The sequence below is a fragment of the bacterium SCSIO 12643 genome (assembly GCA_024398135.1).
Lineage (GTDB): Bacteria > Bacteroidota > Bacteroidia > Flavobacteriales_G > Salibacteraceae > CAJXZP01.
Genome location: CP073750.1, coordinates 2,073,207 through 2,087,523, shown reverse-complemented (window position 1 = coordinate 2,087,523; position 14,317 = coordinate 2,073,207). Strand labels below are relative to the sequence as shown.

The window sequence follows — 14,317 nt, the reverse complement described above, 5'->3', positions numbered from 1 at the left end:
CACTTTGTTATACACTTTCTTTAATCTTACTTCGTCTTGCTATTTCTGAACGATAGGTTCTCCACAAAAAGTCATACACAACCATTTCATGTACTCTTTGTTTACTTTTAAATAATCTATTCAGCAGCATATGAATAAAACTCGCCAATAATTCATGCATATTCACGTGCAACTCATTGTTACGTTGCATCTCCAACAACTCATCTACCAACCCCTGTGAGAACATTCTCTTTCTGGATAATAATTCTAATAAAGTCTTGTGATTTGAGTATTGATCTTTACTCCGATCTAATACTTCAATTAACAAATTCCGATGCTCCCTAAACTTTTTATCCATTTGCTTTTTTAGGAATCGATCCATACCGAATTCTTCTGCAAAAGCTGATTTTAACCACTCCATGAAATCTCTTTTTTCTTCAGGAGTATATTTAAAAATATCAATAAGGTCATCCACTGCTCTTACCGCAAATTTCCATCTCACCTCTTCCCCCTCATCACCTTCAATATGAGCAATCACATCGGTTATACACTCGCTTTCCCAATGAAATATTTGTTCCGCTATGTGAATAGAGTTATAGCCATACCTTGAGTTTTCCCTCTCATAAACATCATTTTTTATAGACCAGATCGATCCATTGTTTTCATATTCTTCGAAAGACTCATTAAATTTAGAAATCACCAATCCCAATTTATCTATTTCAGGTAAATGGAATCTTAATCTAAGATGGTGTTCGGGATCTGCATAACGGATAAAAAACCATGAATCAATCCACTTTTTTTGTTTTAGAAATTCGACTAATGGCTTGATCACATCTGTCAGAATCATATCTGCAGTTTTAGTTCCTGTATAAATTTTATAATACAACCACTCCGATCCCAAATTAAAATGACTTACTCCTTTTTCATCCGACCCTTTATGGGGATTTACAGCCAATTCAGCATTTGTATCAGTAACCTTTCGCTTAACCGTTGCTATCAATTCATTCGTATAAGAATTGTTCTTCTCATCTTTGATTATCGCGTTTTCAGATTTAAAAAGAAACTCAACAAATTTGATAGATGTTCGCTTTCTTATCTCTGATAAAAACATATTTAAACTTAAAGTATCTTTTAAGTTCACATAGAGTTCATTATCACCATCGGTTAGCAAAATTTGATTGGGAACCCCCCATTTTTCTTGCCATATAGAAATGCTCTGAGGATTATCGCATAAATCCTGGTAGTCTTTTTTTAATAAACTCCAAGTTGCCAGATAAACCACAACATCTCCAATCTCTACTCTTGGTAAAAATTTAAATTGTTCTGATAACACCCCCCAATAAAACCCCAACGCACCTCTCAATCCTTGATTTTGCACATCACATAAAAAATGATATACAGGCATCGAATTAGTAGCGTAATTATGCGCATTTCCAAGCTTTGGCACAATAACTCTTCCATCTTTTCTTGACTGAAGTACTATTCTATCATTCACAATAGACACCAAAATATCACTTGCTTTTATTTGTCTTTCCAGAGGTAAACTGGAATTACACAAATAGGTAATCTCATAATCTCTAAAAGATGGGCGCATTAAAATATTGCCTACTCGATTTTCTGGTAGATGTACAATTTCTGCAATTATTGCATTTGTTTTTTTCTGTTCATGCTTTGCCAGATCATCCACAATATTTTCAATATGCTGATTTGATGATGCAAACCGGCCTAATAGATTTATTCCACTGGAACCTCCAATACTATCGATCTTCAAATAATCGGATCTTTCCTTTTTATACAGATGTCTAAATTTCACAGAAAATGTCAAAGGCAAATCATCATAGTTAAGTTTCTTTAAATGCCTTACTTCACCTAACTCAACCTGAACAACTTTCTTATTTTCATTGAGTGCTTTATTCAGCTTTGTCAGCAAAAACTCTTGGACCGGGTCCCATTTTATTTGAGATTCTCGTATCTCCAATTTCGGTAAGAACAAATCATTAATCAATGGATTAACCTCTCCACTGGATACGGAATTTTGTGCGTATCCAATTCCCCATTCCAAATCAAGAGCTTTTAATAACGGAACCGCCTGATCATTATATCTCTCTTTAAACTTAGATTTAAAATCCTTTAAATTACTACTCTCTTGATACGGGGTTAAATAATTAAGTACTTCGATCGTTTTTCGTAATTGATTCTGAATGTTTTTGGTGATCGTCATTTCAGAGTCAACCGGCATATGATATAGATCCGTTTGAAAAAGTTTTCCATTATCAATAGGTATATTAAACGAATCCAATTGTTTTTGAACTTCTAAATATCTTCCCGATAAATTCCCTGTACGGGTGTCCAAATCTGCTAATTTACTTTTGACATCATTTAATTCTAAGATCAATCCTGGTAACTGCACACTATTACTGACTTTATCCATTTTGGACAAAGCACTTAAAATTTGATCAAGCGACTCTTCCCCAGTGACACAAGGTTCCAGGTCACTAACCAAAATTTGAGACTCTATAACCTGATGAATAAATTCAGCTGCATCATCAAAAGATATTTGATCATCAATCAACTCCTCGATTAACTCTACTCTTGTTGCCCCTGATTGTGATTTATCAATTATTCTTTGTAGATAAATAGAATTATCCACAGATGATATTTGATGTATGCGAGACTTCCCTTTATAGTAATATTCTACATACCTTAATTTATTGGCTATATGATATAAACTTGTGTTTGGGTAAAACTTTAAATTGGGCAGGATATAATCTTCTTTAGCTATTTTTTGCGCCAACGCACCCGTATAATTCATATCCAATCTGGTACTTCTTTTTTTGGCCCCTGAATGAATCTTCATATCAGTATACTCAGAAAATGTAGCAACCACACATCCTGCGAACAGTCCAAATGGTGTACATCGAGAATTCATTCTACTCGCATATTTCACCATGGTGTTTATCAATTTCCCCTCATCATCTTTGGAAAAATCACAACCACTTTTCCAATCATTTATTCTATTGTAGAGATCAGGTGATGAAAGAAATATTGCTTCCATTATTACCGTATCATTAAACAGACTCTTTAAATCATTTAAGGTTAAAGATTCTTTAAATGACAATAATGGAGACCTGACGATTAATGATTTGTCAAATTCCAATTTCATATAGAGTTAACTTAGCATTATACATTCATCCCATCCATTATCTACTCCCAGCAATACCAGACCCACCCCTGATAATCCTTCAAGTAAAGAGTAATTCTCCATCCATTCCGATGAATATCTATCAAAAAATTTAAAATTATTTTTCCGTAATAAATTGCCCGTCTCCGCATTCATATACTGAGCAAAATCTTTAAAACCTTGATCTGTATAGTTTTTATAAAACTTATTGTATATCAATTCTACTCCTGCAGTTCCGTGACAAATACATGAATCCGCAATTAACGTATCCGACTTATCTTTTCTGGACATAGAATGTCTGGCGGTTTCTAAAAGAATATTTTCTGCTTTTTTATTTAGCTTACTAACATCTAATAAAGAGGAACCAATAGAAATATCACCATAACACCATCCCAACCTTGAAACGGAATCGTCTCCCATAAAAGAGGGATATAAACTGGTATGACCATGTCCCAATTTAGAGTTCGTCACCGAAGTCAATATCGTATCAATGAACATCGAATCTATACTAGTTAAATGTTCTCTGTACTTCCCTAGAAAGTAAACGATACTTGGTAAACCATGCGCAATTCCCAAATTAATTTTATCTCCATACATCTCAGATTCCCATATAAAACCGCCTCCATCTTCTTTTTTAAGACTTAGAAGTTTTTCTTCCATTAAATGTATAAATCTAGGTTCGTCATCTGCTAAGGCCAAGATTATACCCAACGCACCATGCATATAATCCCAATTCCCACGATCAAACTGTTTTTCCGCAGACTCAAAGAGAAAATTCGTTAAATCCTTATCGATAACATCATAGATACTTTCAATCTCTTTATTTCGCTGTAAAAATTTTAAAAACCAAACAAAACCCGCAGCTCCATCACAAAGTGTGACCTTATTAAATATTTTTTCTGGATTAGAAACCACATCAGAAATAAAATCTCCTATATACCCCATGAATCGGGCCTCCCCAGTCTTTGTATATAGATTATAAAAAAACACACACTCGCCTGTTTTCCCTGTTAGAAGACCATAATCTTTGTTCTCTGGATTTAAATGCCACCGAACGACCTTTTCGAAAATTTCATCAATTAAATTACTTTTATCTTCCATATAAGGTTATTTTCTACGTGAGGTTGCATGATTTGTTCTTAAATAAAAAATCCCATCAAACGCATTTTGCCAGATTCCTTTTTTTAATCTGTAGCCCATAAGAATACTTTGATATTGTTTAGATTCACTTAGGTTCAACCCATTGAAATTTAGAAATCCAAAACATATGGGTTTTTGATATAATTGACTTTCTAATGTTTCCTCAAATGGATCAACAGGAAATTCCTGCCCGGTTAAGTACATTCCCGCAACTCCACCTCCGGAAGTATAGGCAATTGAATATACTCCTTCTTTATATTTTTCCTTTAAATGTTCTCCCAAAGTGACATACAAATCATATAGTTTAGGATCTTCTTCATCATATACAATATCCTTAATTTTAGTAGCGCCATGAAAACTGGCCGTCCAAATAATCATTTTAGCATTCGGGTTTCTTTCAAGAAACCACATAATGTTATTAGCCATTTGTTGATCTCTTGTATTAATTCCATAATCTCTCATATCCTTATCAATAAATACAATATGATATTCTTCTGAAAGTGCTAATGCATTATCCACAGACTGTAACAGTATTTCCTTTACATCCATGGCAATTGTCATAGTATCTAATCTTTTTTTAATCTCGATATAGGATGAATCAATCATTCTATAATCTTCGGCTGACAATGTACTGTCTTGCCTATATAATCTACGGTTAAGCTTATAGAGTTTATCCATATCGATCCCATCGAATGAATACATTTTACTCAAATAATAAGGCAACAAACTAGCTCCGTAACTAATTTCCGAATCCATTCCAAAAGCCTTTACTTTTCCTTCTTCTATAAGCTTATTTAATACGCTAGTCTCTTTAGCATCTTTCCACATTGGAGCCCAACCCAAATACGCTCTTTGAATTCCTTCAACTTCTGGTACATTATTCTGGATATACTGGAAATCAAAGAATCCTGCTCCTTCCAGAGCCACAGTGTTAAATCCATGGTTTTCAACTAAATATTTAATCAAACCTGATTTTAATTCAAAAACACCGCCATCACCGTGGCCGGCTTCACCCAGTATTACAATTCTTTTGTCCTTTACGATTTTAGCAATTTCTGAGTATATTAAATGGCTATCACAATCAGATATTTTATACATCTGATTTACCAGTGTGTCTACATAAATCTGGGAAAAAGCCTGAATGGTTAAGTGAATGAAAACTACAAATACTAATACACTCTTCATAAATAGATGGTTTAAATAAAAAAGAAAATAGGTTGGTGTTAAATACACCAACCTATTTTCAAAAAATTCTATAATTAAGAACTAATTCGTGGAGTAATTGGCTCGCAAACTATTCCAATAGATGGACATCCTGTAGTTGCACATGGAATATTTGAGCATAAGCGATCACTACCGCTACCTCTACCACCATTTACATCATTCATTTGCTCATCATTTAATTTTGAAATAGTCTCTTTATTCAAAGATAACTTTCCGGTTAATTTTAACTTTTTCATTGTTATAAGTTATTTGGCCTACTCTTAAAAATAAAAATACCTTTGCCTCTGCATTTTCGGCACCCTACAGTTGCTGATATGCACACGTAATCATAGCCGGCAAGCCTGACTTGATGCGTCTTAAAAGGGAGTGTTGCCGCACTTCCTTTTTCTTTCAAGATGTTGAAACAATTTTTGGTTGTTGCTTGTTCTCGTTAACTCCCAAAAGAAAGGTTATCCTCTTTTGGTGACCCAAATATATATTCCTTCCGTCCAAAGTTCATGGACTTTATTTTTTTTCTCCCACCAATCACATAATTCATCTCGCTCGTTTCTATTTGAACCTTCAGAAAAAATTCATTTTCATAATAAAAACACTGTGAAGTTCTGGAATAACCTACATTCCCACCCATATCTTTAATTCTTTCTAAATAATTGTAGAAACAACTTCTGGAGATTCCTATATGATTTGCAATTTGAGATACAGTCCCTTTTACACGTTTTCGTACAACATCATGGACAGCACAAAGGGTTTCAAGTTCTTTCAACTGATTCATAGGTAGTGTTTATAGTTTTTGCTATTTAGTTAGTAGCAGATTAAATATTTAGTCACAATTAACAAATTTAACATCAAAAACGAATGATCCAATATCATTATTGCTAAATAATTCTAATTGTATTCTATTCTTTTTCTCCCTTGCTTACATGATACATAAAATCCATTAATTTTGCACGCTTTGAAAATCTTAATATTCGATTTCATTCGTTTATCAAAATAGAAACAATCATGTATCGTACGCACACTTGTGGAGAATTAAACATCAGCAATATTGGTCAAAATGTTACCCTTTCTGGATGGGTACAACGTTCCCGTAAATTAGGAGGAATGACATTTGTTGATTTGCGTGACCGCTATGGTATTACACAACTTGCCTTTAACCTTGAGGATAATGAAGAATTAAGTCAGGAGGCAGGTAAATTAGGTCGCGAATTTGTGATTTCTATTACTGGTGAGGTTATTGAAAGGTCCAGCAAAAACAAAAACATGCCTACCGGAGATATCGAAATTAAGGTTGAAAAACTTGAGATTTTAAATGCGTCTGCTTTACCTCCATTTACAATCGAAGATGAAACAGACGGAGGCGAAGAGATCAGAATGAAATATCGATATCTGGACTTAAGAAGATCTCCTCTTCAAGAAAATATGCGTTTACGTCACAAGCTGACTTTGGAAACACGGAATTTCTTAGATAGCAGAAACTTCCTGGATATTGAAACACCATACCTTATCAAATCTACTCCGGAAGGGGCACGTGATTTTATCGTTCCTTCCAGAATGAATTCAGGTGAATTTTATGCACTCCCTCAATCTCCACAAACCTTCAAACAACTTTTAATGATCAGTGGTTATGATCGTTATTTCCAGATTGTAAGATGCTTTAGAGATGAAGATTTAAGAGCAGATCGCCAACCTGAATTCACACAGATTGATTGTGAAATGGCATTTGTAGAAAGAGAGGATGTGTTACAAACCTTTGAAGGATTGGCGAAACACCTGTTCAAACAACTTAAGAATGTAGATTTACCGGAGTTCCCAAGAATGAAATATGACGATGCCATTCGTTTATATGGTTCTGACAAACCGGATATTCGTTTTGCAATGCAATTCCAGTATTTAACGGATTTAGCCAAAGGACACGACTTCAAAATATTTGACGAAGCAGAATCCGTAATTGGTATCGTAGCAAAAGGTTGTGCCGGATACTCTCGAAAAGAATTAGATAAACTTATAGATTTTGTGAAACGCCCTCAGGTTGGAGCCAAAGGGTTGGTTTGGGTGAAGTTCAATGAAGACGGCACAACAAAATCATCTGTAGATAAATTTTACACTCCTGAGGTTTTAAAATCATGGGGCGCATTAGATAATGCTGAACCTGGTGATTTGATGTTAATTATGTCTGGTAAACTGAATGAAACCCAAAACGCCATGAACGTTTTACGTTTAGAAATGGGTGATCGATTAGGTTTACGTAATGAAGGTTTTGCCCCTCTTTGGATTGTTGATTTCCCACTGTTAGAATGGGATGAAGAAAGCCAAAGATATCACGCAATGCACCACCCATTCACTTCTCCGGTACCTGAAGACATGGACAAACTTGCAACAGATCCAAAAAATGTATATGCCAATGCATACGATATGGTGATCAATGGCGTTGAACTGGGCGGTGGTTCAATCAGAATCCACGATAAAACAATTCAAAGTCAAATGTTTGATGCGTTAGGGTTTACCAAAGAAGAAGCTGAAGAGCAATTCGGATTCTTATTAAATGCTTTTGAATATGGAGCACCTCCTCATGGTGGTATCGCTTTTGGATTGGATCGAATTGCCGCAGTAATATCTGGTCAGGAATCTATACGTGATTTTATCGCATTCCCAAAAAACAATTCCGGAAGAGACATCATGATTGATTCTCCTTCTGTGATTTCTGAGGAACAATTGGAAGAACTATCTTTACAGGTTCAAGTTCTTGATCAAGAATAACATTAAAGCTTTAGTATGATACGCATTATTAAATTACTTGGAGTGGTCTTGTTTTTAGGCGCTCTACTTATTCCAAGTACCGGATGTCAACCCCCACCAACAATTACCGTAGATCCGGATCTTACGGGAAATATTGTGGGACCTTATGATGGGAATTACGTAGTTAATTATGCTACACATCCGCAGGACAACTTTTCAAGTCAGATCAATTTGGTAGTCAGTAGAATTGATAAGAAATTAATTCGAGTCGATGCTCAGGGTGGTGATTCCTTTGAATGTTCAATTTCTGGAACATCAAACAATCTCACATTGAGCAATATTCATAATGCTAAAGGGCTTTACACTTTAGCTGATGATATTGAAGGCGTGTACATAAATGGAAGATTATATTATAAAGTAACCGGAACTTCAAACGGAGGAGCGTTTTATGCTGAATTCACTGTTCTCTAGGGTCATCCTGGCTATCTTCATATTAGGAATAACTTCATGTTCCTCAACTCCCAAAGAAAAACCTGTAAAAAATGGTGTGGATGCAGAGATTCATAACCTCCAGGATTCGACACTATTGTTTTATAGCCTGACTTCACCAATAGATGTTGTTAAAGGTAAAGGTCCAGACTTCAAGAAAGAAATCACCGTTGACTCTAACGGGATTTTTGTAGAACCTATGGATTTACAAGAAGGCTATTATTTCTTAGAATACGATCACAATAAACAACTCTATTTCATTCAAACGGGCAAACGTTTATCATTAGATTTTGACGCCCAAAAACCATCTGAAAAACCAGATTTCTCTGGGAAACTAAAATATGAGTCCAGATATTTATTTGATCGTCATATAGCCCATGCCGGGTTTATTGCCAATTCTTCAAAGTATTATTCTTACAACGAAGATGATTTTCTTGAAGAGGTGAATCAACTTCGCGGGAAAATGGACACGATGTTAGTGATGTACATCGCCAATCACCCAACCGGGAGTAAGTACTTTATGCAACAAGAAGCATTGACCAACTTATATTTTATGGCTTCCTATTTAGAAGCTTATCCAATGATGAGAACCTCAACAGAAGTTCCGATATCCAGGCATTTTTATCAATCTACAGGATCATTAAACGTTAATGACACCAATGCATTGAATAATCCACAGTTTTATGAGTTTATTAAAAACTACGTTCAAAACAGAGCAGGAAAAATAAAGACCAAAGCAGATGTATATCGTCATATTCAGTTTACAGATAGTTTATTTACAGTTGCTCAATACAAAGATTATATTCGATTCTATGAGGCTAAATCTATTGCTTTGGATTCTACAATTGTTGCAGATAAGGATTGGATGTTGGATACATTACAAAGCTTAATTTCTGATGCAGAGATTCAACAGTTTTTATATAAAAATATCGTAAACGACACTAGCAAGCCCAATTTTAATAACGTAATACTCGAAGATCAATGATGACATTAGCTACAATTGTTTGGGATGTAAATCCGGAAATTTTCCCATCATTATTCGAAAATTTACCCATCCACCCAAGATGGTACGGGGTTTTATTTGCTGTAGCGTTTATGGTAGGCTTTAAAATCGAGGAAAAGATTTTTGCCAATGAAAATTTAAAACCTGAATGGGTAGATTCATTATTCCTAACTGTGCTAATCGGCACCATATTAGGTGCAAGATTGGGTCATGTATTTTTTTACGGATGGGACTACTATTCTCAAAACCTGGGAAGCATTTTAAAAATATGGGAAGGTGGACTAGCGAGTCATGGAGCCATTATTGGTGTAATTCTTTCACTATGGATTTGGTCTCATCGCGTTTCGAAAAAACCATTACTATGGATTCTAGATCGCTCTGTAATAGCTATCGCGTTTGGTGGTGCTTTGGTAAGATTAGGAAACTTCTTTAATTCAGAAATTATTGGAAAACCATCAGATTTACCCTGGGCGGTAGAATTTGCTCGTTTGGGAGACGGCATTGCACGTCATCCAAGCCAGATTTACGAAGCATTGGCTTACTTAATTTCATTCGTTATTCTATATCAGGCTTACTGGAAATATAACAAAGGCGAACAACGTGGATTTATTTTCGGAATGTTTATGGTTTTGGTTTTCGGTTTCCGATTCTTTGTGGAATTCGTCAAAGAAAATCAAGAAGCGTTTGAAGATGCTTATACCTTAAACATGGGACAACTACTGAGTATTCCGGTAGTCATTATTGGGTTATATTTTATTTGGAATTCATTTAAATCAAAAAAACTAGCTGAAGCCTAGAAATTGCTTTGCTCTTTAGGAATTCATTACAATTGATTATTCATGATTCAACAAGTTCATATTGCTTTATCTCCAGCAGCTGCAAACAATTCAGATGCAATTCTTAAAGTTGTTGCGAAAGAACTTCAAGTTGATCCATCGGAAATCAATCATATTGCAACTTTAAGAAAGTCTATTGATGCGCGTAAAAAACGTATTTTAATTCGCTTACGTCTGGAAGTTTATGTCAACGAACCTGCCCCTAAAGAAAAAAACTATCTGAGAGACTATCCTGATGTTTCATCCAGATCTAAGGTTATAGTTGTGGGAAGCGGACCTGCCGGGTTATTTGCGGCATTAAAGCTCATTGAACATAATCTTTGTCCAATCGTATTGGAACGCGGCAAGGATGTGAGTCTGAGAAGAAAAGATTTAAATGCTCTGAATAGCAAACACATTGTCAATCCGGATTCCAATTACTGCTTTGGAGAAGGAGGTGCTGGGACCTATTCTGATGGGAAATTATATACGCGATCTAAAAAGCGGGGAAATGTTCTTGAGGTACTGGAAACCCTGGTAGCTTTTGGAGCCAATCCAAACATTTTATATGATGCCCATCCGCATATTGGAACGAATAAACTTCCAAAAATCATTAAAAATATCCGTCAACAGATCATTGCATCAGGAGGTGAAGTTCATTTCAATACCCGGGTAACTGATTTTATCATTTCTAAAAATGAAATGAAAGGCGTAATAACTCAGGATGGGACAGAATTTATCGGTAATTCGGTGATTGTAGCGACTGGGCATTCTGCCAGAGATATTTTTGAAAAAATCCATGAATTAGGTATTCTAATAGAACCTAAAAATATTGCAGTGGGTGTTCGTGTGGAACATCCGCAAAGAACGATTGATTCTATTCAATATCATTGTGGCTTAGAGCGTGATCGCAATCTTCCTGCTGCAGCATATAATTTGGTAACTCAAGTACAGGACAAAGGCGTTTATTCCTTCTGTATGTGTCCGGGTGGTTTCATTGTTCCTGCAGCGACAGATTCTGGTGAGATTGTCGTCAATGGAATGTCTACCTCTACACGTGATTCCAGATATGCCAATTCAGGTATTGTCGTTGAAGTTGGGAAAAAAGAATACAAACCCTTCATTGAAGAATATGGTCCGCTTGCTGGGGTAGCATATCAGAAAAAAATGGAGCAAAAGGCATTTGAAATGGCGAATCAAACGCAAAGTGCTCCAGCTCAAAGGCTTCAGGATTTTGTTCGTGGTAAATTCTCCAATTCACTTAATGACACCTCATATATTCCCGGGTTGACTTCTACAAACATGAGGCAACTACTTCCTGAAGAAGTTTCTCGTCCACTTCAAGGTGCATTTAAAACCTGGGGGAAATCTATGAAGGGTTATTTAACCAACGATGCGCAGATTGTTGGTGTAGAAACGCGTACTTCTTCTCCGGTTAAGATTCCGCGAGATGAAAAAACATTGGAAAATCAACAAATCAAAAACTTCTACCCTTCCGGTGAAGGTGCAGGATATGCAGGCGGGATTATGTCGGCAGCTGTAGACGGAATCCGGGTAGCTCAAGCTATTTCTATAAAACAATCTGCTTCACCAAAGAATTAAGTCGTAATTCTTAGTGCTTTTAAAAAAGCTGTTTAATTTCGTGGCAGATAAAGGCTTCGTAGTACAATGGATAGTATATGGGTTTCCGGTACCTAGGATCCAGGTTCGATTCCTGGCGAAGCTACAAGTAAAAAGAGAATGATAACCACAAAGCCACTCACTTAACTCAAATAAGTATATCAACCAGATGACAACGGACATTATTGAAATTGATGATTTTATTGTCTTAATTGACAAAACTGATGCTCAGGAAGCTGAATTATTTCAATGTCAATTTGATGATCACATTGTCGGTATTTCATTTTACGGATCTGGTCATGTAGATATTGAAGTGAGATATGGAAACGAGTTGCAAACCTTGAAAAGTAGAAAAGGAATGGCACTTTCCTTTTATGGAGACCAAGGCGTTCGATTTTCACATAAAATATCCCAGTCGGCACCTCTGCATAGCGTAAGTGTATTTATAACGCTTCGTAACCTTAAAAAACAATCTTCTCAAAAAAACGCTTTATACCTTCATCATCTAAAACCACTATTGAATTCAAATAAGAGTTTTGAAATAGGTCATCAAATATTGATGATTCCGGAAATGCATCAGGCTGTCTCCAAAATTTTTGAAACCCCACTACAAAACTCCGCACGTGCACTATTTCTTAAAAGTCAGGTTCTGGAATTATTATCGCACTATTTCGGACAAATCGAGTTGGGTTCAAGGTCAGAAATTAACCCGGATGAAATAAAGAAAATTCATCAAGCCAAAGAGATTTTAGTCGAGAATATGAATCACCCTCCATCTCTGAACGAATTATCAAAACTCATAGGAATTAACAGCAATAAACTGAAACGAAACTTCAAACAAATATTTGGTGTTCCGATGTTTAAATACCTTCAAACACAAAGGTTACAAAGGGCATATCAATTGCTAAACGGCAAAGAAATGACCGTTCAAGAAGTCGCCTGGTTTATTGGTTATGAAAGTGTAAGTTCATTCTCCAATGCGTTTTACAAGCAATATGGTTGTAGACCAAGTGAAGTCTTAAAATAGGTCTTTTCAAACAAATTAAAATTCTTTTCAAACAAATCTCCAGCTCATCACCCCAATACTTTTGACATATCACTTATTCTTAAATTTTATCAAAATGAATTATTCAAAAGTAGTCACAGGCTTTTTAGTCTTATCCGGTATTATTGGCCTTTATGTGGGTATTAGCTTAGTATTTTTCCCGGTTGAACTACAAGCACAATCTAACATTATTATTAGCAATGCCAGTCACTTTAGTGAAACCAGAGCTCCAGGGACAGCCATTTTATCAGCAAGTTTGATAATCTTAATAGGCGCTTTTAGAAAAAACTGGAAATCCATTTCTCTTTTGATTACCTCCCTATTCTTCCTTTCGTATAGTATTGGAAGGTTGATCAGTTTAACACTGGATGGCATGCCAGCAGAAGGTCTTTTTTATGCTATGATTGGAGAACTGTTTATTGGAGTAGTTGCATTGATATTGCTTTATAAAACAGAAACACCTCAATACTAAATTGTATTAAAACAAAGTTTAACTTGGAGGCCGATAATTAAAAGACAAAACAGCTTGAAAAACCTCCAAATCATTCTAGCAACCATTTTGGTTTTTTGCGCCTTTAGTGCGCAAGCTATTGCCTGGACAGACTGGGAAGCAGAAACTCCTGGAGGGAACTCTATCAGCGATAACTGGGGACCAAAAACACTAATTGTTCAGGATAGTTTTGTGTTACAAGGATTAAAAGAATGGTACTTTTATGAATCGTATATCATCGGAACATACGGCCCGGATTATGATGAAAACAATCGCAGTTTCTTTATTTACAACGAAATTAACCATCAATTGGATACTTTTAATTTAGAAACCGATTGGAGCTCTGCCATAAATCGTAACGGACTTCAACCCTCTATTTGGACCAGATGGCACTCCGGAAATTGGACCAGTATCTCTTTTGCTACCATCTTCATATCTATCATCATCGTCCTTTTGCTATGGATGATTTTACGAATGCTTTCCAAACATGAACTACTTCAAAAAAGGAAAGCCATGGTTTTATTTGGCCTTGGTGTATTAACACTTTTCATGGTAATTAAATGTATGTTGAATTTTCCACAGAGTATTTAAAACA

The 14,317-nt window shown here is 35.6% G+C and carries 13 protein-coding genes and 1 tRNA gene; 9 read left to right on the top strand and 5 right to left on the bottom strand.

All coding sequences use genetic code 11. From position 1 onward, the window contains the following. Positions 1–7 precede the first annotated feature (7 nt). The 5 genes from KFE94_08835 to KFE94_08815 all read right to left on the bottom strand — a co-directional run bounded on the left by KFE94_08835 (position 8) and on the right by KFE94_08815 (position 6,296). On the bottom strand, positions 8–3,142 hold the full coding sequence (locus tag KFE94_08835; GenBank protein UTW64793.1) for a lantibiotic dehydratase: 3,135 nt from the start codon (positions 3,140–3,142) through the stop codon (positions 8–10). 6 nt (positions 3,143–3,148) lie between these two features. Further along, the gene (locus KFE94_08830) at positions 3,149–4,261 is read right to left on the bottom strand and encodes a hypothetical protein (GenBank protein ID UTW64792.1); all 1,113 of its coding nucleotides are present in this window, start codon (positions 4,259–4,261) and stop codon (positions 3,149–3,151) included. A 6-nt stretch (positions 4,262–4,267) separates the two neighbouring features. After that, positions 4,268–5,485 carry an erythromycin esterase family protein gene (locus KFE94_08825; protein ID UTW64791.1) on the bottom strand — a complete coding sequence of 406 codons (1,218 nt, stop codon included), beginning with the start codon at positions 5,483–5,485 and terminating at the stop codon, positions 4,268–4,270. 74 nt (positions 5,486–5,559) lie between these two features. After that, the gene (locus KFE94_08820; protein UTW64790.1) at positions 5,560–5,760 is read right to left on the bottom strand and encodes a class I lanthipeptide; all 201 of its coding nucleotides are present in this window, start codon (positions 5,758–5,760) and stop codon (positions 5,560–5,562) included. A gap of 194 nt (positions 5,761–5,954) precedes the next feature. Beyond that, positions 5,955–6,296 (bottom strand): hypothetical protein, encoded by a 342-nt coding sequence (locus KFE94_08815; protein ID UTW64789.1) that lies wholly within the window; start codon positions 6,294–6,296, stop codon positions 5,955–5,957. 230 nt (positions 6,297–6,526) lie between these two features. Here KFE94_08815 and aspS point away from each other — a divergent pair, with 230 nt between their 5' ends. From aspS to KFE94_08770, 9 genes are all read left to right on the top strand, one after another. Beyond that, positions 6,527–8,281: an aspartate--tRNA ligase gene (gene aspS, locus KFE94_08810; protein ID UTW64788.1), complete on the top strand. Its 1,755-nt coding sequence runs from the start codon at positions 6,527–6,529 to the stop codon at positions 8,279–8,281. 15 nt (positions 8,282–8,296) lie between these two features. After that, on the top strand, positions 8,297–8,731 hold the full coding sequence (locus KFE94_08805; protein UTW64787.1) for a hypothetical protein: 435 nt from the start codon (positions 8,297–8,299) through the stop codon (positions 8,729–8,731). Beyond that, complete coding sequence (locus KFE94_08800; protein ID UTW64786.1) at positions 8,709–9,734, top strand: hypothetical protein; 1,026 nt, start codon at positions 8,709–8,711, stop codon at positions 9,732–9,734. Before KFE94_08805 ends, KFE94_08800 begins: the two co-directional genes overlap by 23 nt. Next, entirely contained in the window at positions 9,731–10,549 is an 819-nt protein-coding gene (lgt, locus tag KFE94_08795; protein ID UTW64785.1) for a prolipoprotein diacylglyceryl transferase, read from the top strand. Before KFE94_08800 ends, lgt begins: the two co-directional genes overlap by 4 nt. A 42-nt stretch (positions 10,550–10,591) precedes the next feature. Continuing rightward, entirely contained in the window at positions 10,592–12,169 is a 1,578-nt protein-coding gene (locus tag KFE94_08790; GenBank protein ID UTW64784.1) for an FAD-binding protein, read from the top strand. A 52-nt stretch (positions 12,170–12,221) separates the two neighbouring features. Next, a tRNA-Arg gene (locus KFE94_08785) sits at positions 12,222–12,293 on the top strand. Positions 12,294–12,356: 63 nt separating this feature from the next. Beyond that, positions 12,357–13,214: a helix-turn-helix transcriptional regulator gene (locus tag KFE94_08780; GenBank protein UTW64783.1), complete on the top strand. Its 858-nt coding sequence runs from the start codon at positions 12,357–12,359 to the stop codon at positions 13,212–13,214. Between the two features lie 94 nt (positions 13,215–13,308). After that, entirely contained in the window at positions 13,309–13,704 is a 396-nt protein-coding gene (locus KFE94_08775) for a DUF4345 domain-containing protein (protein ID UTW64782.1), read from the top strand. 54 nt (positions 13,705–13,758) lie between these two features. Beyond that, positions 13,759–14,313: a hypothetical protein gene (locus KFE94_08770; GenBank protein UTW64781.1), complete on the top strand. Its 555-nt coding sequence runs from the start codon at positions 13,759–13,761 to the stop codon at positions 14,311–14,313. The last annotated feature ends 4 nt before the right edge of the window (positions 14,314–14,317 follow it).

Bases quoted from the DNA above. Each gene is read 5' to 3' on its own strand.
- KFE94_08775 (UTW64782.1), top strand. From the start codon at position 13,309: ATGAATTATTCAAAAGTAGTCACAGGCTTTTTAGTCTTATCCGGTATT.
- KFE94_08790 (UTW64784.1), top strand. From the start codon at position 10,592: ATGATTCAACAAGTTCATATTGCTTTATCTCCAGCAGCTGCAAACAAT.
- lgt (UTW64785.1), top strand. From the start codon at position 9,731: ATGATGACATTAGCTACAATTGTTTGGGATGTAAATCCGGAAATTTTC.
- KFE94_08825 (UTW64791.1), bottom strand. From the start codon at position 5,485: ATGAAGAGTGTATTAGTATTTGTAGTTTTCATTCACTTAACCATTCAG.
- KFE94_08835 (UTW64793.1), bottom strand. From the start codon at position 3,142: ATGAAATTGGAATTTGACAAATCATTAATCGTCAGGTCTCCATTATTG.
- aspS (UTW64788.1), top strand. From the start codon at position 6,527: ATGTATCGTACGCACACTTGTGGAGAATTAAACATCAGCAATATTGGT.
- KFE94_08800 (UTW64786.1), top strand. From the start codon at position 8,709: ATGCTGAATTCACTGTTCTCTAGGGTCATCCTGGCTATCTTCATATTA.
- KFE94_08830 (UTW64792.1), bottom strand. From the start codon at position 4,261: ATGGAAGATAAAAGTAATTTAATTGATGAAATTTTCGAAAAGGTCGTT.
- KFE94_08820 (UTW64790.1), bottom strand. From the start codon at position 5,760: ATGAAAAAGTTAAAATTAACCGGAAAGTTATCTTTGAATAAAGAGACT.
- KFE94_08780 (UTW64783.1), top strand. From the start codon at position 12,357: ATGACAACGGACATTATTGAAATTGATGATTTTATTGTCTTAATTGAC.
- KFE94_08805 (UTW64787.1), top strand. From the start codon at position 8,297: ATGATACGCATTATTAAATTACTTGGAGTGGTCTTGTTTTTAGGCGCT.
- KFE94_08815 (UTW64789.1), bottom strand. From the start codon at position 6,296: ATGAATCAGTTGAAAGAACTTGAAACCCTTTGTGCTGTCCATGATGTT.